24 protein-coding genes are annotated in these 23,786 nt (G+C 52.3%); 12 read left to right on the top strand and 12 right to left on the bottom strand.

What is annotated here, in order from left to right:
* Window positions 1-121 precede the first annotated feature (121 nt).
* The 3 genes from E6C74_RS01855 to E6C74_RS01845 all read left to right on the top strand — a co-directional run bounded on the left by E6C74_RS01855 (window position 122) and on the right by E6C74_RS01845 (window position 3,690).
* The gene (locus E6C74_RS01855; RefSeq protein WP_136482812.1) at window positions 122-712 is read left to right on the top strand and encodes a TetR-like C-terminal domain-containing protein; all 591 of its coding nucleotides are present in this window, start codon (window positions 122-124) and stop codon (window positions 710-712) included.
* A 16-nt stretch (window positions 713-728) separates the two neighbouring features.
* The gene (locus E6C74_RS01850; RefSeq protein WP_136482811.1) at window positions 729-2,600 is read left to right on the top strand and encodes an MFS transporter; all 1,872 of its coding nucleotides are present in this window, start codon (window positions 729-731) and stop codon (window positions 2,598-2,600) included.
* 142 nt (window positions 2,601-2,742) lie between these two features.
* Entirely contained in the window at window positions 2,743-3,690 is a 948-nt protein-coding gene (locus E6C74_RS01845) for a putative sulfate exporter family transporter (protein ID WP_136482809.1), read from the top strand.
* Here E6C74_RS01845 and E6C74_RS01840 read toward each other — a convergent pair.
* From E6C74_RS01840 to E6C74_RS01810, 7 genes are all read right to left on the bottom strand, one after another.
* Window positions 3,641-3,853: a hypothetical protein gene (locus E6C74_RS01840; protein WP_240798104.1), complete on the bottom strand. Its 213-nt coding sequence runs from the start codon at window positions 3,851-3,853 to the stop codon at window positions 3,641-3,643. The genes E6C74_RS01845 and E6C74_RS01840 overlap by 50 nt on opposite strands.
* A 56-nt stretch (window positions 3,854-3,909) precedes the next feature.
* Window positions 3,910-5,334, bottom strand: coding sequence for an o-succinylbenzoate--CoA ligase (gene menE, locus E6C74_RS01835; RefSeq protein WP_136483181.1), 1,425 nt, complete (start codon window positions 5,332-5,334; stop codon window positions 3,910-3,912).
* Window positions 5,331-6,326: an o-succinylbenzoate synthase gene (gene menC, locus E6C74_RS01830; RefSeq protein ID WP_136482807.1), complete on the bottom strand. Its 996-nt coding sequence runs from the start codon at window positions 6,324-6,326 to the stop codon at window positions 5,331-5,333. The genes menE and menC overlap by 4 nt, the downstream gene beginning before the upstream one ends.
* A 131-nt stretch (window positions 6,327-6,457) precedes the next feature.
* On the bottom strand, window positions 6,458-7,324 hold the full coding sequence (menB, locus tag E6C74_RS01825; RefSeq protein WP_136482805.1) for a 1,4-dihydroxy-2-naphthoyl-CoA synthase: 867 nt from the start codon (window positions 7,322-7,324) through the stop codon (window positions 6,458-6,460).
* The gene (gene menH / locus E6C74_RS01820) at window positions 7,317-8,150 is read right to left on the bottom strand and encodes a 2-succinyl-6-hydroxy-2,4-cyclohexadiene-1-carboxylate synthase (RefSeq protein ID WP_136482803.1); all 834 of its coding nucleotides are present in this window, start codon (window positions 8,148-8,150) and stop codon (window positions 7,317-7,319) included. Before menH ends, menB begins: the two co-directional genes overlap by 8 nt.
* The gene (gene menD / locus E6C74_RS01815) at window positions 8,140-9,888 is read right to left on the bottom strand and encodes a 2-succinyl-5-enolpyruvyl-6-hydroxy-3-cyclohexene-1-carboxylic-acid synthase (protein WP_136482801.1); all 1,749 of its coding nucleotides are present in this window, start codon (window positions 9,886-9,888) and stop codon (window positions 8,140-8,142) included. Before menD ends, menH begins: the two co-directional genes overlap by 11 nt.
* Window positions 9,885-11,192, bottom strand: coding sequence for an isochorismate synthase MenF (locus E6C74_RS01810; RefSeq protein ID WP_136482799.1), 1,308 nt, complete (start codon window positions 11,190-11,192; stop codon window positions 9,885-9,887). The genes menD and E6C74_RS01810 overlap by 4 nt, the downstream gene beginning before the upstream one ends.
* Window positions 11,193-11,506: 314 nt before the next feature.
* Here E6C74_RS01810 and E6C74_RS01805 point away from each other — a divergent pair, with 314 nt between their 5' ends.
* The 3 genes from E6C74_RS01805 (at window position 11,507) to E6C74_RS01795 (ending at window position 14,786) form a co-directional block, all read left to right on the top strand.
* Window positions 11,507-12,721, top strand: coding sequence for a pyridoxal phosphate-dependent aminotransferase (locus E6C74_RS01805; protein ID WP_136482797.1), 1,215 nt, complete (start codon window positions 11,507-11,509; stop codon window positions 12,719-12,721).
* 106 nt (window positions 12,722-12,827) lie between these two features.
* Window positions 12,828-13,412: a 5'-deoxynucleotidase gene (gene yfbR / locus E6C74_RS01800; protein WP_136482795.1), complete on the top strand. Its 585-nt coding sequence runs from the start codon at window positions 12,828-12,830 to the stop codon at window positions 13,410-13,412.
* A gap of 45 nt (window positions 13,413-13,457) precedes the next feature.
* On the top strand, window positions 13,458-14,786 hold the full coding sequence (locus tag E6C74_RS01795; RefSeq protein ID WP_136482793.1) for an anti-phage deoxyguanosine triphosphatase: 1,329 nt from the start codon (window positions 13,458-13,460) through the stop codon (window positions 14,784-14,786).
* A gap of 39 nt (window positions 14,787-14,825) precedes the next feature.
* Here the strand turns inward: E6C74_RS01795 and E6C74_RS01790 are convergent, their stop codons facing one another.
* The gene (locus E6C74_RS01790) at window positions 14,826-15,437 is read right to left on the bottom strand and encodes a DTW domain-containing protein (RefSeq protein WP_136482791.1); all 612 of its coding nucleotides are present in this window, start codon (window positions 15,435-15,437) and stop codon (window positions 14,826-14,828) included.
* A gap of 3 nt (window positions 15,438-15,440) precedes the next feature.
* Between E6C74_RS01790 and rrtA the strand changes: the two genes are divergently transcribed.
* Entirely contained in the window at window positions 15,441-15,977 is a 537-nt protein-coding gene (gene rrtA / locus E6C74_RS01785) for a rhombosortase (RefSeq protein ID WP_136482789.1), read from the top strand.
* On the opposite strand, the gene E6C74_RS01780 is transcribed toward rrtA, so the two are convergent.
* Both E6C74_RS01780 and E6C74_RS01775 read right to left on the bottom strand, forming a co-directional pair.
* Window positions 15,974-16,414, bottom strand: a complete 441-nt coding sequence (locus E6C74_RS01780; protein ID WP_136482787.1) for a bifunctional diaminohydroxyphosphoribosylaminopyrimidine deaminase/5-amino-6-(5-phosphoribosylamino)uracil reductase RibD — start codon at window positions 16,412-16,414, stop codon at window positions 15,974-15,976. The genes rrtA and E6C74_RS01780 overlap by 4 nt on opposite strands.
* Window positions 16,415-16,449: 35 nt before the next feature.
* Window positions 16,450-17,316 carry a LysR substrate-binding domain-containing protein gene (locus E6C74_RS01775; RefSeq protein WP_136482785.1) on the bottom strand — a complete coding sequence of 289 codons (867 nt, stop codon included), beginning with the start codon at window positions 17,314-17,316 and terminating at the stop codon, window positions 16,450-16,452.
* A gap of 192 nt (window positions 17,317-17,508) precedes the next feature.
* Here E6C74_RS01775 and E6C74_RS01770 point away from each other — a divergent pair, with 192 nt between their 5' ends.
* On the top strand, window positions 17,509-18,705 hold the full coding sequence (locus tag E6C74_RS01770) for an MFS transporter (protein WP_136482783.1): 1,197 nt from the start codon (window positions 17,509-17,511) through the stop codon (window positions 18,703-18,705).
* A gap of 174 nt (window positions 18,706-18,879) precedes the next feature.
* On the opposite strand, the gene soxR is transcribed toward E6C74_RS01770, so the two are convergent.
* Window positions 18,880-19,332 (bottom strand): redox-sensitive transcriptional activator SoxR, encoded by a 453-nt coding sequence (gene soxR / locus E6C74_RS01765; protein ID WP_240798103.1) that lies wholly within the window; start codon window positions 19,330-19,332, stop codon window positions 18,880-18,882.
* A 97-nt stretch (window positions 19,333-19,429) separates the two neighbouring features.
* Here soxR and E6C74_RS01760 point away from each other — a divergent pair, with 97 nt between their 5' ends.
* The 3 genes from E6C74_RS01760 (at window position 19,430) to E6C74_RS01750 (ending at window position 21,611) form a co-directional block, all read left to right on the top strand.
* A complete protein-coding gene (locus E6C74_RS01760) occupies window positions 19,430-19,699 on the top strand; it encodes a hypothetical protein (RefSeq protein WP_136482779.1) in 270 nt (89 codons plus the stop codon).
* On the top strand, window positions 19,696-20,589 hold the full coding sequence (locus tag E6C74_RS01755; protein ID WP_136482777.1) for a DMT family transporter: 894 nt from the start codon (window positions 19,696-19,698) through the stop codon (window positions 20,587-20,589). Before E6C74_RS01760 ends, E6C74_RS01755 begins: the two co-directional genes overlap by 4 nt.
* A gap of 134 nt (window positions 20,590-20,723) precedes the next feature.
* Window positions 20,724-21,611 carry a LysR family transcriptional regulator gene (locus tag E6C74_RS01750; RefSeq protein ID WP_136482775.1) on the top strand — a complete coding sequence of 296 codons (888 nt, stop codon included), beginning with the start codon at window positions 20,724-20,726 and terminating at the stop codon, window positions 21,609-21,611.
* Between the two features lie 188 nt (window positions 21,612-21,799).
* On the opposite strand, the gene sohB is transcribed toward E6C74_RS01750, so the two are convergent.
* On the bottom strand, window positions 21,800-22,861 hold the full coding sequence (gene sohB / locus E6C74_RS01745; RefSeq protein WP_136482773.1) for a protease SohB: 1,062 nt from the start codon (window positions 22,859-22,861) through the stop codon (window positions 21,800-21,802).
* Between the two features lie 89 nt (window positions 22,862-22,950).
* Between sohB and E6C74_RS01740 the strand changes: the two genes are divergently transcribed.
* Window positions 22,951-23,694, top strand: coding sequence for a YciK family oxidoreductase (locus E6C74_RS01740; protein WP_136482771.1), 744 nt, complete (start codon window positions 22,951-22,953; stop codon window positions 23,692-23,694).
* Window positions 23,695-23,786 lie beyond the last annotated feature (92 nt).

The following is a 23,786-nucleotide window of genomic DNA, read 5'->3' as shown; positions in this document are numbered from 1 at the left end:
ACTTCGCAGCCAAAGTCCGTTGTGCACGCTTTCAAAAGCACACGCTTATTGAGAGATTAGTTGACGCTCCATCGGGAGGTTATTAGAATAATTGAACATTGTTCATTAAGTATTATCCCACATGGCAAGACGAAACGACCATACACGAGACGAGCTTATTGCGCTGACGCTCAATACGGTAAAAGAATTTCTCCATACTCACTCTCACCACGAGCTGAGCCTGCGTAAAATCGCGACGATGATCGGCTATGTACCGAGTACATTAGTGAACGTGTTTGGTAATTACAACCTGCTGCTGCTGCATGTGGTGGCACAAACGCTGGACGAACTGGCCACCGAAGCCAAAGCCGTGGTTAGCCAGAGTAAAGATCCGGCTCAGGCACTTTATCAGCTCGCTTACTGCTATCACGACTTTGCCAAGCAAAACCCCTATCGCTGGCAGTTAATCTTTGCCCATAACATGAATGGCGAACAGTTGCCTGAGTGGCAGTCACAGCGGATTGAACACATGACCAGCATGCTGGAAGGCCTGCTGCACGTCATGGCCCCTCAGCGTACCGACAGTGAAATTCTGCGCACCAGCCGAGTTTTGTGGTCAGGAGTGCATGGCATCACCCTGCTGAGTGTAGACGACAAATTCTTTGCTGCTGAGCCTGTCGATGGCAAGGCATTGATTGAAGATCTACTCTCTAACTATCTGGCCAACTGGTAAGCATCAAGGAAACGTAATGCCACATTCTCAAACGTCACTGTTAACCCAGCGGCGTTTTCTGCCCTATTTTATTACCCAATTCTTTGGCGCATTCAACGACAATATTTTTAAAAACGTATTGTTGCTGCTGGTTGCCTTTGCAGGCTCTAGCGCTCTGCCGGTATCCAGTGACCTGTTCATTAACCTGGCTGCCGGCTTATTTATCCTGCCTTTTTTTCTGTTTTCCGCCTCTGCCGGCGTGCTGGCCGACAAATATGAAAAGTCTGCTTTTATCCGTAAAGTGAAATTGGCAGAAATAGCCATCATGTGTGTCGGCGCTCTGGGCTTCATTACTGAGAGCTACGGCCTGTTACTGCTGATGCTGTTTCTGATGGGTACCCAATCTGCATTTTTTGGTCCGGTCAAATATGCGCTGCTACCCCAGCAACTGAAATCGAGCGAATTGGTTCCGGGCAACGCCCTGGTCGAAACCGGCACTTTTTTAGCGATTTTGCTCGGTACGCTGGGAGCTGGCATCATCGCTTCTGCAGAACATGCGCGCTACATCGCTGCCGGAGCCGTGCTGCTGTTTGCCCTGTTCGGTTACCTCGCCAGCCGGGCCATCCCTGAAGCGCCAGCCAGCGCGCCGGATCTCAAATTTCGTTGGCGGCCTATTCAACTGACCCGCCAGACTCTGGCTATCGCACGCAGCGACCGCACCATTTTTCAGTCGATGATGGCCATCAGTTGGTTCTGGTTCCTTGGCGCGGCCTACCTAACCCAGTTCCCCAACTTCACCAAACTGTTTCTTAATGGTACCGAAAGCTCAGTCTCTTTCTTACTGGCGCTGTTTTCTATCGGTATTGCTGCCGGTTCACTGGCTTGTGACAAAATGTCCGGCCACCGGATTGATGTGGGTATCGTGCCGCTCGGCAGTCTGGGGATAAGTATTTTCGGCTACCTGATGGCCAGCAGCATTCCCGATGATTTACCGCTCTTCCAGCAATTTAGCGAATTCGTCAGCTACACCCCGTTGTGGCCACTGTATATTTATCTGCTGTTACTGGGCGTGTCCGGCGGGATCTTTATCGTGCCGCTGTATGCCATGATGCAGCAACGCGCCAAAGCAAGCGAGCGGGCTCAGGTCATCGCCGCACTCAATATTTACAACTCCCTGTTTATGGTCGGCAGCGCGCTGCTCGGCATTGTCTGTTTGTCACTGCTCAACCTGAGCATAGTGCAGCTGTTTATCCTGCTGTCGGTCATGAATGTGCTGATGGCCGTATACCTGTTCCTGCAAGTGCCTATTTTTGTGGTACGTTTTCTGGTCTGGGCGCTGACTCATACCATTTACCGCGTCCGGCATAAAAATCTGCATCATTTGCCGCAGCAAGGCGGCGCTCTGATCGTATGTAACCATGTCAGCTATATGGATGCCCTGCTGCTGAGTGCGGTTTGCCCGCGCCTGATTCGCTTTGTGATGCACGAAGAGTACGCCAATATCCGCATTGCGCGCCGTTTCCTCAAGCGGGCCGGCGTTATCCCGATAGACTCCGATGACCGCGCCTCTATCCGCCGCGCATTTACCGAGGTAGAACAAGCTTTGGAACAAGGCCATCTAGTGTGTATCTTCCCGGAAGGTCGCCTGACCGAAGATGGCGAGATGAACCCGTTTATGCGCGGTATCGACCTGATACTGAGGCGCAGCCCGGTACCTGTGATTCCGATGGCGATTAAAGGGCTGTGGGGCAGTTTCTTCAGCCGATATAAAGGTCGTGCCTGCAGCAGCCTGCCCTGTCGTTTCCGCTCTCGGATTGAAATAGAAGCCGGTCGCGCCGTTGCCGCCTGCGACGCTAACACCCAGTTGATGCACGCCGAAGTCGCAGCGCTGCGTGGTGACTGGAAGTAGCTTTGTACGACTTTCAGCTCGCTGCTTTGCGTTCACTAAGAACAAGCGTTCAGTTTAACTGAACGCTTGTTCAAAACATTAAGACTTTCTGACCATTAGCAATGGGTTACAATCAGTTTCCACTTCGCTGAAGGTCAATCCTATGTCATGCAACTCACTGCCTGTTAAGCTGAGATATCTGCCTTTTGTGCTGATTCTGCTGGCCTGTCTTACCCCTTATCTCACCTCGCCCACTGCGCTGGTGCTGGGCTTTTTGCTGGCAACATTGGGCTGGGTTCCCGGCGGACTGCCACTTGCGAAGATCACCAAAAGATTGCTGGCTTACTCGATTGTCGGCCTCGGCTTTGGTATTCCGCTACAGCAAGCACTCAGCGTGACCAGCGACGGCATCGGCCTGATTGTGGCCAGTATTGCAGGCACTCTGATTCTCGGCACAGTGCTGGCGCGGTTTATCGGCCTTAATGCGACTGCAGGTCACCTGATTGCGTCGGGGACAGCCATCTGCGGCGGCAGTGCGATTGCGGCCGTGGCTCCGGCAGTCAATGCCGATGACGATCAAACCGCAGTGGCCCTGGGTACGGTATTTCTGCTCAATTCACTGGCGCTGTTTTTGTTTCCGCTTATCGGCCATGCCCTCAATCTTGATCAGCATACCTTTGGCACCTGGGCCGCCATCGCCATTCATGATACGTCATCTGTGGTCGGCGCCGCTTCGGCATACGGTGAAGAGGCGCTAAAAACAGCCACCACCCTCAAACTGGCGCGCGCATTGTGGATTGTACCCGTTGCCCTGCTCAGTGCCTGGATGTTTCGCAGTGAATCGAAAAAAGTGACAATCCCGTATTTCATTCTCTTTTACTGCGCGGCGATAGGATTTAGCGATCAGTTGCCGCAGTTTGAGGTGGTATATCAGCAGATTTTCGGCCTGGCCAAGCAAGCCCTGGTGGTGTGTCTGTTTTTGATTGGCTGCAGCTTGTCGGTGCGCCGTTTACGCGCTGCCGGTGCCAAGCCGCTGATGTTCGGTATTGTACTCTGGATAGTTATATCGACTTCGTCTCTGGCTTGGCTGCTGAGCCAGACGAACGGATAACAGGCGAGCGCTGCACTTCCCAGGCGACGAGCAGCACCAACAGGAAAGCACTTAATTCAGCCACCGAACGCGGCCAGCCATCCTGGGTCAGTGCAATCAGCAGTTGCAGGGCGATGACGCCAACAAGTAAGCCTTTCTTCATGGTCAGATAATCCCGAATCATTATTAATCCGGATTCATTATGCCCAATCGTTATAAGAAGCAAAATTCTGTTTTGGTCTAACTCATAACCCGATATTGAGTCTGATGATGCGCCAGCCATTGCTTCAGGGCCTGGCGCGATACTTTAATGCCGCTGTTCATCAGTTGCTCGGGCATAGTGAAATAAGCCACCGGCCATTTGAATTTCTCAAGCTTCCCTTCGCACCAGGCTGAACCTTGCGTCAATGAAAATACCGCTTCTGCGCTATGCACTATCGCAACCGGCCTGGCGCCAAATTCGTCATCTTCAACCGCCACCACCATCGCCAGTTGCACCGCCGGATGACGGTTGAGTACGGACTCAATTTCTTCACAGTGAATGTTTTCTCCGCCAGAGATAAACTGATTGTCGGCGCGTCCGATAATCACCAGTTGCTCATCCTGCCATTCGCCGAGATCTTGACTGTCAAACCAGCCGTCTGATTCCAGGATAGGATGCAGCAGCCCACGGCGGTAATAACCGCTGGCCAGGGTCTCGCCACCAATATAAATCCGCTGTCCGCGCAGTTGTACCAGGCGTCCGGCCAATACATGCCCGGCTCCGCTGTGCCCGTCGACCTGTTTCGCCGTCACGGTTGAGGCCGCTTCTGTCATACCGTAGCCAAGCCAGGTTTCAATGCCGATTGCCGCGGCCTGCTGCGCCAACCGGACCGGAATATGGCTGCCACCAAGTAACACATGGGTCAGATTGAGCTCGATTCCGGCCTCCAGCAGCCGTTTGAGTTGGGTCGGCACCAAAGACGCGTGTGTGACCTGAGCCATGTCATAAGCCAGATCACCACGGCCAATTTTCAGGCAGCCGCCGGCCAGCAGCCAGCGGTACACAATCGCCAGACCGGACACATGATAGAGCGGTAAGCTGAGCAGCCAGGTATCTTCAGCGCTGAACACAAACTCCTGCAATAAGCCCTGCGCAGAAGCCAAATGCTGGGCATGAGTATGCGCCACCGCTTTCGGAACGCCGGTTGAACCAGAGGTAAAAATCAAAGTGGCCAGATTGTCAGCCTGATAGAGATCGCCATGCCACCCAACCGGTTCAGTAACGTGTAATGCCTTGGGTATCTGAATGACATTGACGGCTCTATCAGAGTGCCGGGAAATAGAGTGCCGGGAAACGTCGGCCCCGGGAGCCAGCCAGAGATGGGGCGTTTGATGCGCGCCATAAAGGGCGTCCAGTTTGAGGTGTAAAGCCTCGCCAGGCTGAGGCATCGTCAGGGCACAAATGACACCGCGCGACGCCGCGGCCAGTAACCACAGCAACGTATGCGGATGATTTTTACCGACCAGTGTCAGTACGTCTCCGCCCTGTACACCTTGCTGATGAAGTGCCTGAGCATACTGCTCGATACGATCAGCCAGCTGCTGCCAGGTCAGAGATTCTTGCTCAAGACGCAGCGCCACCTTATCCGGCGTACGCTGCTGCCATTGTTGCCAGGGGGTCATGCGTGGTGCGACTGCCACACCAGCTCCTGCTCCTGCAGTGTCTGCACTGGCAGTTCACAACCCGGCCAGGCGGTTTCAAGCTGCGCCTGATAAAGGCCTATGGTATCAAGCCCCGGAATTTCATCCGGTAATAACCATTTTGACAGGCGGGCTAACTGGGTCAGACCCAGACTCGATTCCAGACTGGAACTGATCACCACCTGAAGATTGAGTGCTCTCGCTTTCTCAACCAGACGAATACAGAAAGGTACGGACCCTATCACGGTCGGTTTGATAATGATGGTTTTGGCGCCGGTCAGCTCTTCGAGACGAAAGTCATCCATGCGTACCGCCTGCTGCAGCGTCTCATCCCAGGCAATTGCGATCCCGGTATCGATGGCAAACGACAGACTCTCACTCGGTGTATGGCACGGCTCTTCGATATAAGTAATCCGGCCACGACGTGACGGAGCGACATACTGAGCGAATTTAGCCGCCTTTTCTTTGTTCCAGGCCCGATTGGCATCGAGACGCAACGTCAGATCCGGCATGGATTCGAGAAACAGGTTAACCAGCATGCCATCACGTACCGGCTCGTACAGGCCCACCTTAATTTTGGCGACCTTGTTACCTGGCATGGCTTCGAGTTGCGGGATCAGGTCATCCGGATCACCGGTGCACAGCGGTGCAGCCTGATATTGCCCATCTTGGGGCAACTCACCGGCCAGTTCCAGCTCCGCCATAGACACACCAAAGGCGACAGAAGGAAATAATTCGTCCAGTCCGAGAGGTTGCCCCTTCACCCACAGTTCCAGCTGTTCTTTAGCCAGGGCTCCCGCCTCATCAATGGTTTCGACGCTAAATCCTTTTAACGGCGCGACTTCACCACGCCCTATTCGGCCATTTTCCTGAAGTTCGACAATGAATCCTTCACGTTCGGTTAACTTCTCTTCACGAAGAATGACACCGCTATCCATCGGCAGACGATAGCGATACAGTTTTGCGCTGCGCATATCCAACCTAACTCTGTTGTTATTCCTGGATGTTCACACTGTCGGCACGGAATGCGCCAAGACAATGACATCACAAAGGGTTATACGTCGTAAGCAAAAAGCGGCCCACTTTTGCACGGGCCGCAACGATTTTACGGATTACGCTGGAATTTATTGAAATCCGGGCGACGTTTTTCGTTAAACGCATTACGGCCTTCCTGGCCTTCATCTGTCATATAAAACAGCATAGTGGCGTTACCAGCCAGTTCCTGCAGGCCAGCCTGCCCATCACAGTCAGCGTTCAGTGCTGCTTTGAGACAGCGCAGCGCCATCGGGCTGTGTTGCAGAACTTCACGGCACCAGCGTACGGTTTCTTTTTCCAAATCCTGCAGTGGTACCACGGTATTCACCAGCCCCATATCCAGCGCTTCTTTGGCGTCATAGAACCGACACAGGAACCAGATCTCGCGCGCTTTCTTCTGACCAACAATCCGCGCCATGTAAGATGCGCCCCAGCCACCATCAAAAGAGCCGACTTTTGGCCCGGTTTGGCCAAACTGGGCGTTTTCTGCCGCAATGGTCAGGTCACACATCATATGCAGTACGTGACCACCACCAACAGCCCAACCGGCCACAGAGGCGATCACAGGTTTCGGACAGGTCCGGATCTGGCGCTGAAAGTCGAGCACATTGAGATGGTGGGTACCCGATTCATCTTTATAACCGCCGTAATCGCCACGAATTTTCTGGTCGCCGCCCGAGCAAAATGCCTCTTCACCCAGACCGGTTAAAATGATGGCACCAACATTTTCATCGTAGCGTGCATCGGCCAGTGCATTGATCATCTCTTTGACAGTCTGCGGACGAAACGCATTGCGCACCTGCGGGCGGGCAATGGTAATTTTGGCCATACCATCCGGCGACTTGTGATAATCGATATCTTCATAAACTGAGCCACAATCATGCCATTCGACCGGAGCATAAAGTTCTTGTTCTGAAATGCCTACTGTTTTAGCCATGCTGATTCCCATTGTTGTTACTCGTTGTTGATGACAACGAGCCAATTAAACGCTGAATGATCAGGGCGAACGCATCAGGCTGCTCATGGTGAACATTGTGCCCGGCCTGCCCGACCTGACTAAAGCTCAGCCCGCTTTGTGTCGCGAGCTGCGAAAATTTCTTATCCTGTTCGCCACAGACATAATGCGTGGTTAAACAGGCTTGTTGCAGTGCAGGTAGCAAATAAGGCTGGGTTGCCAGCGAGGTTGATAACAGCATACTTGCCACTGCCTGACCAAGATTAGCACTGCGTTTAGTGATTAAGGTTTGTCTTTGCGCATGGTTTAGTGAACTAAATACCGCTTGTTGATACCAATCGCTCAATACCTGTTCAATCGGTTCGTGCGCAAAGCGCATCGCCCAGCGACTATCATGAATCCAGCGCTGCTCTCGTTCTTGATTGGTTGGCAAACCAAAATGGCCCCCCTCAATCAGCAGACCTGAGAGGTTAAAGCCACTGAACCAGCCACACGCAACCCCGGTCATGGCAATGCGTCCGCCAAGTGAATAGCCGACCAGCCATACCGGGCGTTTCGCTCCGGCCCGGCTGGCAATAGTTTGTGCAACCCACTCGCAGCACTGCTGCAAATCATCGCAGCAAATCGTTTGGCTATGACCATGTCCGGGTAAATCGATAACCAGCCAGTCTGCATCCGGTAAACGATCCAACACCGGCTGCCAGTCGTCCGTGCTACCAAGCAAACCATGCAGAAACACCAGTAGCGGCCGTTCTGCCACCGATAGCGTGTTAACGGCGAAATGACCGGACGAGCGACTATAAAGCATGGATCTGCGCACTAAGCTGTTGGATGTGTCGTGCGGCCTGCTGCGGCTGCGTAACAACCTCCACCAGCAAGGTGCCCTGCCCCGAGTCAAAATGGACATCGATTACGGTTTGATACTGGGCCAGGGTTTGCGGGCGGGCATAAGCCAGACCAAACTGCCTGGCTGCGAATTCAAACTGCATGCCGTGTGGCATCTGATATAAAGCCTGACGCTCCTGCTCCGGTACGGGCAGAAGATCAAAGATGGCACCGCCGTCGTTGTTAGTCACCACCATCACAACCGGCTGCGAAGTTTGACGCAGCAAAGTAAGTGAATTGAGATCGTACAGCAGTGAGGTGTCACCGAGCAGAATCATTAACGGCTGGTTAAGCGCGCGCTGCACACCGGAAGCACTGGCCACCAGGCCATCAATCCCGGAAGCTCCGCGATTGGAATAAACTGCCCGATCATCCAGTTCACTCAGCATATCCGTCAGACGCACTATCAGGCTGTTACCGATAAACAGCGGCACCCACGGCACGCGCTGACTGAGATCGAGCGCAACAGCGACTTCGGTCAGTGCACCGGCAGAGCCGTTCAATCCCTCGTCAGACAACGTTGATACTGCCAGTTGCGCGGTTGCACCGGCAATATGACGCAGTTCATCTGCCCAGCCACGGCCGGCGCTGTTGAGTGGCGGCTTAACGGAGGAGTGCACGACGGCGGACTGAATCGCAACCCAGTCACGGATATCGGCCACCCAGTGCTGTTGCGGCAGATGAGACTGGTTGTTACGACTGGCATCCGGCGACACATACCAATAGTCACAGTCGGCGGCGCTGATCTGGCGTTGCAGCCACTGATTAAGCCGTTTTGATACCACTCTGGCACCAAACTGAAGCACCAATTCGCACTCATTCAAGCGGGCACTGGCTGTGGCATTTTGCAGCCACAAATCATAATGTGCCCACTCACTGCTGACACCGGACTGGATATCACCCAGCACCGGCCAGCCGAGCTGACGGGCAAAATCACGCGCCGCCTGAGCCTGACACAACGGCAGAGAACCGATAATGACCAGACCTTTGCGATGAAAAGATGCCGCCTCGAGTGGCATGACGCTAGTCTGTGGCATCAGACGCCGAGTATAAGGCACATCTGCATTGTGCCAGTCGTCTACCCGCGCGCGATAATCGCGGTATAAATCCGTACATGAGGTCGAATAAAGCGGCTCGGGAAACGGGCAGTTAATATGTACTGCGCCGCCCTGCTGCGCCTGTTTGAACAGCGCATCATCAAGGGCACTGAGCAGCCAGCTTAAAGATAAATGCACTCCCGGACTGGGTAAATTCATCGCCGCAGTGACATGGGAAGAGTAAATACCGACCTGATCGATCGCCTGGTTAGCCCCACAACCGACTAACTCAACTGGCCGGTCGGCGGTTAACACCACCAGCTTTTCTCCGGTCAGACCGGATTCGGCAATCGCCGGCAGCAAATTGGCGACCGCGGTACCGGACGTGACGATCACCGCCACCGGCCGGGTACTGGCTTTGGCCAGTCCCAGGGCTAAAAAGCCTAACCCGCGCTCATCAAAGTGGGTATGCAGAGTCAGATTGGGATGCGCGGCGGCTTCCAGTGTCAGCGGTGTCGAACGAGAGCCGGGCGCGATACACACCTCACTGACCCCAAAGCGGGTCAGCTCTTCAAGCAAAGTTCGGCTCCAGATACGGTTGAGCTGTGCCTGGTCGTGGCTCATGAGGCAACTCCCAGCGGCAGATCGTCACTGATCAAACTGAGCAGAGTGGACATCTTCTTGTCCAACTCCTGCCACTCATACTGCGCTTCTGAGCCCGGTACAATCCCGGCCCCGGCATAAAGCTGGATTTCATTTTCCAGTACCAGAGCACTGCGGATTGCAACACAAAACTCTGCCTGCTGATGGCTAAAATAGCCCATCGAACCGGCATACCAGCCGCGGGCAAAAGGTTCATGTCGGGTAATAAAATCCAGAGCCGGTTTACGCGGCAGCCCTGCTACAGCAGCGGTCGGCTGTAAAGCTCTCAGCAGCTGTACGCCATTAACCCCGGGTTGCAGATTGGCGTGAATCGCCCGCTTCAAGTGCTGCACTTTGCTCAGCCGCACCAGGTGCGGCTCAGGATCGACATTGATTGACTCAGCATAAGGCGTAAGACGTTCGATAATGTCATCCACTACCACCTGATTCTCATGCAGATTCTTACGGTCTTGGGTCAGCCAGTTCGCCAGTTGCAGATCCTGCGCCGCATTGGCGCCGCGCCCGATAGTGCCGGCCAGCGCTTCGGTATACAGCTCCTGACTCTGGCGTAAATAGAGCCGCTCGGGCGTCGAGCCCATAAAACAGTGTTTACTGTCCAGCGCCAGCATAAAGTGAAAACTGTGATGGTTTTGCCGCGCACTGGCTTTCAGCAGCTGAGCAGCACTGAGCGGGCCATCGAGAGTCAAACGGGTCTGACGGGCGAGGACGACTTTTTTAAAATCCTGCTTTTCAATACCGTCCAACACGTCCTGTACCAGCTGCGCCCAGCCGGACTCACTCGGAGCATGCCTGACTTGTCTGACTTCACGGTGGATCGCAGGCAACGGTTTAACGTCCGCCACCAGCTTGTTGAGCGTGGCGAGTGTCCGGGCCGATTCCTGATTAACGTTGGCCGCCAGGTGCCAGGTGTTATCTAACCGTATCAGCTCGACCTGGGGCAAAAAGAAGAAAGACGACATGCAGCGCTGGTTTTTATCGGTATGACCGTCAAACGAGCGTCCCCCCCAGACACGCTGATTCTCACCGACCATGGCATACGCCGGGGCTGGATCAGTGAAAGTATATAACTGCCCGAGCGCAATCACTTCTTCGCGACTGTCCCGTGACTGCCAGTAAAACTTAGGGTAAACCGGTTGGGCTTCAAGCCAATCGATCAGCGCGAATGGCGGCTTGCCTGCCAACTCCTGGATGAAACGGACGTCGTTTTCCTGCGCGTCGTGAATTTGCTCTGTTAAGCGAGCAATGGCTTGATAAAAGTTCAACAAAACGACCTCGACTTAGCTGAGACTCGATCTAACCCGGTTACTCTATTGAGAGAACCCACTAAAATCAAGGGTATATCGTATCTTTTCCCACCAATTCTGCGTGCCACAGCCACATTCTGTATATAAATTCATTACCTTAACGAATATAAGGTCATAAAAACTTTCGGACAGCTTATCTACCCCCTGAATTGAGCCACTTGGGGTACTGACAAAATTTAACCTCGAAAGGACAATATGGCCTAGATTTATATCCTAAAAAAAGGCAATCTGTAGAGGTTTAATAAACAAATTTCATCATTTTCAGGAACAAGACAATGCAAAATATCGGGATGTCGTCAAAACTCGATAATGTCTGCTATGACATTCGAGGTCCAGTGCTCAAACATGCTAAACGCATGGAAGAAGAAGGGCATAAAATACTAAAGCTTAATATCGGCAACCCGGCCCCGTTTGGTTTCGACGCCCCGGATGAAATCCTGGTCGACGTGATTCGTAACCTGCCAACCTCACAAGGTTACTGTGATTCCAAAGGTATCTACTCGGCACGCAAAGCTGTCGTACAGCACTATCAGAAAAAAGGCATCCGTTCTCTGGATGTCGAAGATGTCTACATTGGTAATGGCGCCTCCGAACTGATCGTAATGGCGATGCAGGCGCTGCTGAATAACGGTGATGAAATGCTGGTTCCGGCCCCGGATTACCCGCTGTGGACGGCAGCCGTTGCCCTGTCCGGCGGTAAAGCGGTGCACTATCTGTGTGATGAGCAGGCCGACTGGTATCCTTCACTGGACGACATCAAGAAAAAGATCACGCCGAACACGCGCGGCATCGTCCTGATCAACCCGAACAACCCGACCGGCGCGGTCTACAGCCGTGACTTCCTGCTGGAAGTAATTGAAATTGCCCGCAAACATAAACTGATTATCTTTGCAGACGAGATCTATGACAAAGTTCTGTACGACGGCGCGACTCACACTTCTGTAGCGACGCTGACTGAAGATGTGCTGGTCGTGACGTTTAATGGCCTGTCTAAAGCGTATCGTGTGTGTGGTTTCCGTGGCGGCTGGATGTTCCTGACCGGGCCAAAACATCAGGCCAGCGGCTATATCTCCGGCTTGGATATGCTGGCTTCAATGCGTTTGTGTGCCAACGTACCGATGCAGCACGCGATCCAGACTGCACTGGGCGGCTATCAGAGTATCAATGAACTGATCCTGCCAGGCGGGCGCCTGCTAGAGCAGCGTGACCGTGCCTGGGAACTGATTAACCAGATCCCCGGGGTATCGTGTGTGAAGCCGAAAGGCGCGATGTATCTGTTCCCGAAAATTGATACCAAGAAGTACAGTATTAAAGACGATCAGCGAATGGTACTCGACTTCCTGAAACAGGAAAAAGTCCTGCTGGTACAGGGCTCCGGCTTCAACTGGCCGAAACCGGACCACGTACGCATCGTGACCCTGCCCCATGTTGAAGATCTGGAAGTGGCGATCGGCCGTTTTGAGCGTTTCCTGAGCACTTACAGCCAATAACGCTTTCCTCTCCCTTTCCTGATCAGTTAGGCTAAAAAGGCGCTCTTTTCTAAACTAAAAGAGCGCCTTTTGTTTTATTCAGCGATCAACCAGGATGTCGAGCGTTATGAAAGAAAGCCATTTTTTTGCCCACCTCGCCCGTATGAAACTCATTCAGCGCTGGCCGCTGATGCGTTCCGTCTCCAAAGAGAACATCTCCGAGCACAGCCTGCAGGTAGCGTTTGTTGCCCATGCACTGGCCGTGATTAAGAACAAAAAGTTCGGCGGACAGCTCAATCCCGAGCGGATTGCGATTCTGGCCATGTATCATGACTCGAGTGAAGTGCTGACCGGCGATCTGCCAACGCCCATCAAATACTTCAACCCGGACATCGCCAAAGAGTACAAAAAAATCGAAGCAGCCGCAGAACGCCGCCTGCTGTCGATGCTACCGGAAGAATTCCACGACGATTTTGCGCCGTTTCTGGTCTCCGATGCAGCACATGCCGAGGATTCCGCGATCGTCAAACAAGCCGACTGCCTGTGTGCTTATCTGAAATGTCTGGAAGAACTCAGCGCCGGTAACCATGAATTTGCTCTGGCGAAAAAGCGCCTCGATGTGACGCTGCGTGAGCGCTACACCGAAGAAATGGATTATTTTCTGCAAACCTTTGCGCCCAGCTTTGAATTAACACTGGACGAGATCAGCTAACTCGCTGTAGGTTTTATAAAAACCGTGTCATATCGGGAGCCATCCATGCAGGTAACCATCAGTTCAGACTGGCAAGAACGTAACAACGACGAGCATAAGATTCGTCGCAATGATCACCGGAGTCCATATCAGCGTGACCGGGCCCGAATTCTTCACTCGGCCGCGTTTCGCCGCTTACAGGCCAAAACCCAGGTGCACGGCACCAGTTTGAACGACTTCCACCGCACCCGGCTGACCCATTCGTTAGAGGCCGCGCAAATCGGAACCGGTATTGTCGCGCAGATAAAACTCAAGCAGCCCCAGTTCCGTCATTTGCTACCGTCAGACAGCCTGATTGACTCGCTGTGCCTGGCGCATGATATCGGCCATCCGCCCTACGGCCATGGCGGTGAAATCGCACTCAACTACATGATGCGTGAGCACGGCGGTTTTGAGGGCAATGCGCAGACGTTTCGTATCGTCACCTGTCTCGAACCCTATACCGAGCATCACGGCATGAACCTGTCACGCCGTACCCTGCTCGGCCTGCTTAAATACCCGGCGCTGCTCAGCCGCACCCGGGCGGAAAAACTGCCCGAATCAGTCCCGCACCAGCGTCAGCTGAAAGCCAAAGACTGGGCACCGGCCAAAGGTGTCTACAACTGTGACAGTGCAGTACTGGATTGGGTACTGGCGCCGCTTAGCACCCATGATCGTCAGCTGCTGAGCGAGATGCGGGCAGAAACCCGCTCGCCTTATCAGCACCAGAAGACACGTTTTAAATCCCTCGATTGCTCAATTATGGAGCTGGCCGATGACATCGCTTACGGGGTGCACGATCTGGAAGATGCGATTGTGCTCGGTATGGTCACGCAGACCCAGTGGCAACAGGCCGCGGCCAGCCAGTTAGCCGTGTGCGGTGATGAGTGGTTTGCTGAGCATATTGAAGCATTGAGCCGCATGCTGTTTTCCGGCCAGCATCATGTGCGTAAAGATGCCATTGGCGGCATCGTTAATGCCCTGCTAACCAGTGTCAGCGTCCAGCCGGTTGATACGGCGTTCAACAGCGATCTGCTGGCCTTTAACGCCTATCTGGAGCCGAACATGCATAACGCGCTGGAAGTACTGAAAAGCTTTGTCAGTCAGTACGTGATCCAAGTGCCGCAAGTGCAGCGTTTTGAATATAAAGGCCAACAGATCATAATGGACTTGTTTGAAGCACTGGCCGCCGATCCGGAACGCTTGTTGCCGGATGCAACCCAGGAGAAATGGCGCACCGCGGAGCATGCCTCGGAAGATGGAATGCGGGTCATCTGCGATTATATTGCCGCTATGACCGATGGTTATGCCCAGCGGCTGCATCAGCAGCTGTTTTCGGCCCACGTTAATTACTGAATCTGACTACTTAACGAAGACAAGGGGCATCTATGCCCCTTATTCTTCCTTATTGAGGTAATTACGCTCAAACACACCGGGTGGCATTTGCTGAATCTGATAATTGATCATGGTGTCAAATGCAGCCATCAGCGGCGAAAAATCCTGTTCAGGCTGAAGAGTCTGCAGTAAGTGATAGCCAGCTTCCACCGTTGATAGTGCATTCTCACTCGGCGCTTTGCGAATCCGGTAGTTGCCCTTGAGATCTTTGGGCAGATGCAAGGCGGGTAAGTGATGAAGCTGGGTATTCACCTGCCACATCTTAAAGGCTTTTTTCCAGGTACCATCCAATACAATCACCCGGATCGGCCGCTCAGCTTGTAACTTAAGCTGCGCACTCGATTGTGACTGCTCGCTCGGATACAACACAAAATGCTGCACGCTGCTCTCTGCCAGCAGGCGATTCAGTTCCTCATGTTGACGGAAATCTTCGCCGACCAACAAGCGGCAGTTCGCCAGCGACAGACTGAGGATACGTGCAGTCCCCATAGCGCGATGTTCTTCTGTCGGGTGCTGAAGAATGATAAGCTCCACCTGTGAATCGATCGGCACTATCGCAGCGCAGATACAGGCTTTATGTGCTTTACCGCACCGGGAACAATAACGGGACATAGTGTGAATTTATACCTGTGGCTAGTAATAATCAGTATGGTCTGTGCCGGACTGCAGTTCGAACCGCTTTCTTCTGCCGCAGCCTGGCAGTTAAGTGCCATTCAACACGGCCAATGGTGGCGCATCCTAACAGGAAACTTCACCCATACCAACTTTGCTCATCTGGCGATGAATCTGGCCGGGTTATGGCTCATCAGCTATATCTTCAAGCCCACCGTTCGGCTGTTGCTGTCCGCTCTTGTGCTTATCAGTCTCTGGGTCGGTATTGCGCTATTAATGACCGACATGAGTTCATACGTCGGTCTGTCCGGCACCCTGCACGGATTGTTTGCCTGTTTTGCCCTGCAAGAAGCCAGGCAGGGGCGGCGCAGCAGTTGGCTGCTGGTTGCCGGCGTGCTAGCCAAAGTGATCTGGGAGCAGTGCTACGGCAGCTCACTCGGCACTGAAGCGCTGATCCAGGCCCGGGTGGCAACCGAGGCGCACCTGGCTGGTGTACTGGGTGGTTTGCTGCTGGCAATGAGTACAAAAAAAGACCGTTAAGAATGTCCTAAATAAGGCAACAAGAAAGCACTGACCTCTTCACCGCACATGCCAACCTCTACATTAAGCCCAGCATTTTTCAGCACCTTAATACCCGCGCCATTATTTCGCGGGTCCGGATCTAACATCGCAACCACAATGTGCCGAATTCCACTATTCACCAGAGTCATCGCACAAGCCGGTGTTCTGCCAACAAACGAACATGGCTCCAGGGTGACATAAGCCGTTACGCCTTCACGACTGCCCCTCAGTTGATTGAGAGCCTCAACTTCTGCGTGATTGTCACCAACAACCTGAGTAAACCCTTCAGCAACAATTTCGCCATTCCTGACTAGAACACAGCCTACCGGAGGATTGGGCCTGCATTGAGGTAATGCCAGTTGTGAGATGTCTAACGCTCTTTGCATAAAAATCCGATGTCTATCTGAAGTGCGCATGGTTTTTTCTTCCTCTTTGACTGCTCAGCCAGCGACTAACCAACTTCCACCACCGCCGGGTTAAACACCGGGCTGTTAATAATGATCTGTTCCAGGCGCCGGGTGGCTTCATTGACTTTGGGAGATGTGAACAGGGTTACTTCCATATCCGGCAGCTCCGGCAGGTCGCTTAAAATAACCAGATCGTCCTCCAGAGTATGATAAGGCATCACGGCAATCCCGACTCCGGCACGTACCGCCGCCAGAACTCCGGATCGGCTTTGACTGGTAAACGCTATGCGATAAGGCATCCTGGCTTTTTCCAGCGCAGAGCAGGCATATTGACGATGCTGACACCCCTCATAAAACACCACCAGCGGCAGCACTGCATGGGTATGGACGAAGTGATCTTTCGAACCAATCCAGACTAATTCATCGCGCCGCAGCCGGGTTCCGCCTTGGGTTCCGGCCAGCATTTCGACTAACGCGATATCGAGCTTGCCTTTATCCAGTAAGTCAACCAGATGATCGGGACGATAGTCGCAAAACGCTTCCAGCTCCGCTTCCGGATAACTGAGGATAAAATCCTGCAGAATCGGGGCCAGTGTCTGGCTGGCATACTGATCATGCGTTCCCAGTCGCACTACCCCGTCAATATCCATGTTAAGGAAAGAGCCGACAATTTGATCGTGCAGGTTAAGCAATTGCTGGGCATGGGTTTTGAGCTGCATTCCTGCCGCCGTCAGGCGCACGCCGTGCTGGCCGCGCTCCATCAGCGGATTCGCCACCAGGTCTTCCAGGCGGTTGAGTTGCATACTCACCGTAGACGGAGCCTTGTGTAATAACCTGGCCGCCTCGGTAAGATTCAGAGTGTCTGCCACCATCATAAAAGTACGCAGCAGATTAATAGGTAAGTCATGCATGGCTGAGTTTTCAATAAATCCGAACGTAGAATTGAATATTTATCGATTTACCGAATAAACGCAAGCCCATAGTATAGCGCCATCGCTATTTTGTAGCTGGATTGTTAATTTTTAACATTTTAGGTTCAGTGACTTTTCCTGGTTAGATGGTAATCAGTTGAGGCCAAAGTACCTTGGACAAGGAGGATTACGATGCGCATGGCAATGACATTTGGTTTTAACCAGGTTATCAGTCACGGCTTTGGATTGTTTCTGTTTGCGGCCATGATGCCGATGATGCAATCCTCAATTGAGATCAGCAGCTGGTACCTTGCCGCGGCAGGGGCTCTGACCCAAATCTCTTATTTGTCCGGCGCCATGGCTCTCGGTGTGATCGGGCATCGCATCGATTCCGGCCGTTTACTGTTAGCTACCGGTTCACTGACCACTGTCTTGCTGTTTACTATGGCCTGGCTCAACGATCCGCTGGTTATGATTGGCGTACTGACCGTGTTAGCCGCCAGCGCCGCTATGAGCTGGGGAGGCATTGTTGAGCTGACCACCAGCTATGGTGAAGAAAAACGCACCGCAACCAACCTTTCCGTGTCCGCCAGCGGCACAGCTTGGGGCTGCAGCCTGAACGGCCTCATCATTTTACTGGTTGTACCGGTTCTGGGCTGGCGCAGTGGCTGGATTGTCGCCTCTGTGATGGGGCTGGTAACGCTGATAGCCACCATGTACCTGCTCAAACATCTCCGCAGTCAACCGCACCTGGACAATATCAAAGTGACCAAAGCACTCAGCACCCGCGAGCTGTTTTCCATCGTACTGCGTGAACGCACTGCTTTCCTCTCCTGTCTGATGCTGTTTTTGGTCGGTTGCTCAACCATGACCTTTTCAACTTGGCTGAATACGTTCCTGGCCCAGCTTAATCTACCTTCGGCATTGGGAGGCTATACTTGGAGTGTGATCGGATTTACTGGCATGGTGGCAGGCTTCTTTATCGGTAAACTGGCTGATAAACGTGGTCACAGCCTCGCGCTATTACTGATTTTCGGCGCTTTTGCCCTGGGACTTATCGCCTTCACCTACAACCCCGCCAAATTCGTTATGGTGGCAGGCTTTGGCTACGGCCTGATGTATTTCCCGGTCTGGGGCGTCGTTTCCGGCTGGATAAGCCGCCGCTACAGCTCCAAGTCAACCATGCAGATCAACGGCATCGGTATGGTCACGTTCGGCATGGGTGGCGCGCTGGGTAATCTGCTGGCCGGCATCGTCAATGAAAACACCGGCAGTCTGCTGGATGTCTTCTGGCTGATCGCTGCCCTGAGCATAACGTTGTTTGCGCTGGCCACTTATATCTATGCTACCGAGCGCCAGGTCAAACGCCCGATTGCCAGAGCGATTTAACCGCTCACCGCCGATGATACAAAGGGCGATGTTGACTACCCGCCTTATCAAAACTCATCCGAGTTACAGGCAGCAAACTAAACCGTCTCTTGGCAACAGCAATATGATGCGACAGGACACTCGCGGGCGTCCTGTCGATTTAGCCCGAGTGAGCTAAAAATTCACCTGTTCTCGTTACTCCATTCCGATTCGTTGGGCACCCTTTCCTTGCTGGCTGAGTTTATCTTCCGGATTCAACAGATGACATTTTTTCATACTCAGGCACCCGCAACCGATGCAGCCGGTCAGATTCGCTCTTAAAGATTGTATTTGAGCCATTTTACGGTCTAAGTCCGCTTGCCATTTTTTAGCTACCCGCTCCCAATCCCGCTTCGTTGCAGCTTTGTGTAGCGGCAATCCACGCAGTTCTTGCGTGATCTCTTCCAGAGTAAAGCCGACTGCCTGCGCGACCTGAATCAAAGCAATACGGCGCAGCATCGATAACAAATAGCGGCGCTGATTCCCCTCCGTCCGAATCGAAACAATCAGACCTTTAGCTTCATAAAAACGCAGTGCCGAGGTCGCAACCCCGCTGCGCTCAGCGAGCTGACCGATAGTCAGATAGTTTGTATTTACCTTTTTTGTCACAAGCCAACGCCAATTCAACATCCTTTATTGACCTCAAGTTAACTTGAACTTTTATACTTGGCCAATCTTATTTTTAATCATCATAAAAGGTTACCCTATGAAATCTAATCTGCCCTTTGGGCTTAATCCCGATAATCTGTTTGACCCGATACCTTTCGGCTTTTGCCACTCCATATCGGCTCCCGGTAATGGCAGATTAATTTTTATTTCCGGACAGCGATATTGGCCGCAAAATCAGTTGTCGGCCAGTACGGTGATTCCGGTACCTCGCCTTGCTTTGGACGGAATGAAAGTTGAAGTCGATGCCACAGCCTTTAAATCGATCTCTGACCAATGTGCTCCTGCTGTCGATGAGGAGAAATCATGAAGGTAAGGAATTATTCAATCCTGTTTATTATCGGTGGTATTTGGGGCTCACAGTTTATTTTTCAGCAACAGGCACTGTCGCTCTTTTCTCCACTGTGGATAGCCACTTTACGAGCATTATTCGGTGCGCTGACACTGATAATTCTGTGTAAGTGCTCAGGTCTGAAGAGCAAAAATAAACAATGGGGGCTGTTTTGCATTATTGGCCTGCTGGAAGCCGTTATACCTTTTATTCTTGTTCCCTGGGGGCAGATCCAACTGAGCAGCGCCACGACCGCCGTATTAATGGGTACAGTTCCCTTCTGTACCCTATTGTTAGCGCCACTGCTGATCAGGGGGAGTACAATAGGTGTGTACAGTTTACTCAGTGTGGTCATGGGATTTGGCGGCTTATTATTGTTGTTTTATCCCGCGCTATCCTCACAAGACCAGACCATTCCGCTTACTAGTGCGGGAGCCATTTTACTCGCTGCTGCCTGCTTTGCCATCGCCCTGCTTCTGCTTAACCGCGTTCGCGATGAACACCCGCTGATGGTCGCCAGGAATGTTCTGATAATGGCCAGCCTGCAGCTTACTGCTCTGACCCTGCTTGAAGCCCCCACTGAGTTGGCTTCTTTGCACTTCAATCAACTCTCCGTCTTTAACGTCTTTTCCGTTATCTACCTCGGAGTCATGTGCGCAGGTGTTGTGTATTATCTGTACATGCTCAGCGTGAAAAATGCCGGTGCGGTGTTCACATCAATGACAAATTATCTGGTTCCGTCATTTGGTGTTGTTTTCGGCCTGATCTTCAGTGATGAAATGCTGCCTCTCACAACCTGGTTGGCACTGGCTGTGATACTGCTGGCTTTGCTGCTTAATCAGATGCCAAGCCGCACGAAGCAGTCATAACAAAAGGACAACGAGCAAACACTCTGGTTTCCTATCCAGGACACACACCAAAATATCACTCAACAAGGGGTGTGTCCCCTTAAATATTATCCGTTCCACACGTTACATCTGAACGTTAATTACGCCTCGGCAAACTGCTGCAGAGCCTCGCCGGTCAAACAAAACTTCATCTAAGCCAGTCGGCCTGCAGCCATAGCCTGGCTCGTCTGCGTGAGCGACTGGATGATGAGCTGTTTATTCGTATTAACGGCAAGATGGTGGCAACAGAGCGCGCTCTGTTGCTGGCAGAATCGGTATTACCGGCTGTCAGCCTGCTGCAATCCGGTCTGAATAATGCCGTCCCCTTTGAACCAGCCAACGGGCAACATCAATTCATTATCTCCGGCTACGATTTCAGTATCTGGTGTGTACTGCCTGAATTGAATGCTTATCTTGCCAGACACTACCCGAATATCAGTGTTCGGATAGTGCAAAGTAATGAACAGATACCAGCAGAAAAACTTGAATCCGGTGACGTCGATCTGGCGTTAGGATTTGACCACGAAGCCGAGCAATCAGCCCACATCGGCAACGCGGTCTGGACCACAGGTCGTTACTGTATTGCGATGGACAGCCAGCATGAAATGGCCGATACAAAGAAAGTTATGCGGATTGAAGACTTTCTGGACTATCCGCACATTCTGGTCACTCCCTGGAATGAGTCACGAGGGATTGTGGATAGCGCGCTGGCAAAAATAAACAAAAAACGCCAGGTCGTAATGACACTGCCCAGCGTGCTCAGTGCGCCTTACTTGCTGAAAAACACCCCGTATTTTCTCGCTATCCCGGAAGTGTATATTCAAACTGTGAGTAATTCGCTCGGTCTGATTTACCGTGCACCGCCCATCACTATCCCCGACTTCCAGATAAAATTATATTGGCATAAAGTGCGCGAAAAAGAGGCCAAAGTCAGTTGGTTGATTCAATTACTCTGCCGACTATCAGGCCAGAACGGCACGACACTCACTAATACCAGCAGATAAAGGCAACTCTGATATCCATTTAAGGGACACACATCCGTTATGAGAAGTAATACTCAGCTAAACCGGCATCCTGCAATCAACTTTGTAACGCTGTAATAACGGTGTGTGTCCCGTTTATTTTCTTTTGGTTCTGCGGCGATAAAAAAAGCGCCTCAAGGAAGCGCTTTCATATAAGTATTAGACTTTGATTACACGATAGGACGCTGGCCACGGCTTGCCAGTTTCAGCAGCACACTGTCCGCAGTTTCAGCTGCTGCGCCAGCCAGTTTAGCGGTCAGCTTTTTCTTCTGCACGTAATGGATAGCCAGTACGGTTTTGTCTTTGCACGCTTCAACGATCAGATCGTCTGAGGTTGTGATCTCATCGACCAGACCGAGTTCTTTGGCCTGAGTACCAAACCAGTGTTCACCGGTGGCGACTTTATCCAGTTCCAGTGCCGGGCGATGTTCGCGAATGAAATCTTTAAACAGTACATGAGTCTCTTCCAGCTCCTGCTTAAATTTGTCACGCGCTTTATCGGTGTTTTCACCAAACATGGTCAGAGTACGTTTGTACTCACCGGCGGTCAGCTGTTCAAACTCAATATCATGCTTTTTCAGCAATTTGTTAAAGTTTGGCAGTTGAGCCACGACCCCGATGGAGCCGACAATCGCAAACGGTGCAGAGACGATTTTATCGGCAATACACGCCATCATGTAACCACCGCTGGCAGCAACTTTATCGACCGAGATCGTCAGCGGCAGGCCGGCTGCTTTAAGGCGATCCAGCTGAGATGACGCCAGGCCGTAACCATGCACCATACCGCCACCGGTTTCTAAACGCAGCAGCACTTCATCGCCAGGTTTCGCCACCGCCAGAATTGCGGTGACTTCCTCCCGCAGCGCCGCGACTTCTTTAGCATCAATACTGCCATGGAAATCGAGCACGAACAGATGAGGCTCATGTTTCGCCTCAAGTTCGCCGCTTTTCGCTGCTTTTTTGATCTCTTTTCCCCGCGCTTTGGCTTTTTCCTTTTCGCTTTTCTTATCCGCTTTATGACGGGCTTTCAGAAAGGCGTCGTCATGAAGATGTGATTCCAGCTGCTCCACGGTTTGTTTATGTTGCTCGGTCAGGTTCGTCACTTCCAGTTCACCTTTGGCTGAGCTTTGTCTTCCGCCGCTGGATTTAACAATGACTAACACTGCTACGATAGCGACGACGACAGTCGCAATCTTGGCCAAAAACAGGCCGTAGTCTAATAAAAATTCCAATGTGTTCATCCTCTTCAATGCGAATTGGTGTATTGTAACCACCTTGTCACGAAGACTTAAAGCAAATCATAAGAATAAGGAAACGTAACGTGGATTATTCAGTTTCTGCAGATGCCCTCAAAGATAAAGTCATTCTGGTCACCGGCGCAGGTGACGGCATCGGAAAACAAGCGGCACTCTCTTATGCCGCACATGGCGCGACCGTGATCCTGCTCGGCCGCACAGTGAAAAAGCTGGAACAGACTTACGATGAAATCGAAGCCGCAGGCTACCCGCAACCGGCCATCATTCCGCTCGATATGAAAGGCGCGAGCAAACAGAATTATCTCGATATGGCCGATACGATTGAAGGCCAGTTTGGTCGTCTGGATGGTGTGCTGCACAATGCCAGCCTGCTGGGGGTGCTGAGCCCGTTCGATCAAATTGGTGAAGAGACTTTTGATGAAGTGATGCAGGTCAACGTCAGAGCCCAGTTTTTGATGACCCAGGCGCTGTTGCCACTACTGCACAAATCAGACGATGCCCGCCTGGTATTCACCAGTTCAACCGTGGGCCACGTTGGCCGTGCATACTGGGGCACCTATTCTATATCTAAATTTGCCACTGAAGGTATGATGCAGGTACTGGCCGATGAGCTGAGCGATACCCGGATTCGTGTCAATGCCATCAACCCGGGCGGCACCCGTACCGGTATGCGTGCCAAAGCGTTCCCAGCGGAAGATGCCAATCAGTTGAAGACACCGCTCGATATTATGCCGCTCTATCTGTACCTGATGGCACCGGAAGGCAAAGCCGTACACGGCGAGTGTATTGACGCGCAACCGAAAAAATAAGTCACAAAAGATCTCATTAATTCAAAGCCTTGCTCTGTGAGCAGGGCTTTGTGTTTTTCAGAGCCGACATTTTCCTTGAATGTTCAACACAA

This window comes from Vibrio sp. H11 (genome assembly GCF_004804295.1).
GTDB lineage: Bacteria > Pseudomonadota > Gammaproteobacteria > Enterobacterales > Vibrionaceae > Vibrio > Vibrio ostreae.
The sequence above is the reverse complement of the archived record's forward strand: the minus strand, read 5'-3'. Positions and strand labels throughout refer to the sequence as shown.

Excerpts from the sequence above, each read along its gene's own strand:
- E6C74_RS01780 (WP_136482787.1), bottom strand. The coding sequence starts at position 16,414 with ATGCGCACTTCAGATAGACATCGGATTTTTATGCAAAGAGCGTTAGAC.
- E6C74_RS01795 (WP_136482793.1), top strand. The coding sequence starts at position 13,458 with ATGCAGGTAACCATCAGTTCAGACTGGCAAGAACGTAACAACGACGAG.
- yfbR (WP_136482795.1), top strand. The coding sequence starts at position 12,828 with ATGAAAGAAAGCCATTTTTTTGCCCACCTCGCCCGTATGAAACTCATT.
- menD (WP_136482801.1), bottom strand. The coding sequence starts at position 9,888 with ATGAGCCACGACCAGGCACAGCTCAACCGTATCTGGAGCCGAACTTTG.
- E6C74_RS01770 (WP_136482783.1), top strand. The coding sequence starts at position 17,509 with ATGCGCATGGCAATGACATTTGGTTTTAACCAGGTTATCAGTCACGGC.
- E6C74_RS01760 (WP_136482779.1), top strand. The coding sequence starts at position 19,430 with ATGAAATCTAATCTGCCCTTTGGGCTTAATCCCGATAATCTGTTTGAC.
- E6C74_RS01850 (WP_136482811.1), top strand. The coding sequence starts at position 729 with ATGCCACATTCTCAAACGTCACTGTTAACCCAGCGGCGTTTTCTGCCC.
- E6C74_RS01855 (WP_136482812.1), top strand. The coding sequence starts at position 122 with ATGGCAAGACGAAACGACCATACACGAGACGAGCTTATTGCGCTGACG.
- E6C74_RS01845 (WP_136482809.1), top strand. The coding sequence starts at position 2,743 with ATGTCATGCAACTCACTGCCTGTTAAGCTGAGATATCTGCCTTTTGTG.
- E6C74_RS01790 (WP_136482791.1), bottom strand. The coding sequence starts at position 15,437 with ATGTCCCGTTATTGTTCCCGGTGCGGTAAAGCACATAAAGCCTGTATC.
- menH (WP_136482803.1), bottom strand. The coding sequence starts at position 8,150 with ATGCTTTATAGTCGCTCGTCCGGTCATTTCGCCGTTAACACGCTATCG.
- menE (WP_136483181.1), bottom strand. The coding sequence starts at position 5,334 with ATGACCCCCTGGCAACAATGGCAGCAGCGTACGCCGGATAAGGTGGCG.
- E6C74_RS01840 (WP_240798104.1), bottom strand. The coding sequence starts at position 3,853 with ATGATTCGGGATTATCTGACCATGAAGAAAGGCTTACTTGTTGGCGTC.
- menC (WP_136482807.1), bottom strand. The coding sequence starts at position 6,326 with ATGCGCAGCGCAAAACTGTATCGCTATCGTCTGCCGATGGATAGCGGT.
- E6C74_RS01755 (WP_136482777.1), top strand. The coding sequence starts at position 19,696 with ATGAAGGTAAGGAATTATTCAATCCTGTTTATTATCGGTGGTATTTGG.
- menB (WP_136482805.1), bottom strand. The coding sequence starts at position 7,324 with ATGGCTAAAACAGTAGGCATTTCAGAACAAGAACTTTATGCTCCGGTC.
- E6C74_RS01775 (WP_136482785.1), bottom strand. The coding sequence starts at position 17,316 with ATGCATGACTTACCTATTAATCTGCTGCGTACTTTTATGATGGTGGCA.
- E6C74_RS01805 (WP_136482797.1), top strand. The coding sequence starts at position 11,507 with ATGCAAAATATCGGGATGTCGTCAAAACTCGATAATGTCTGCTATGAC.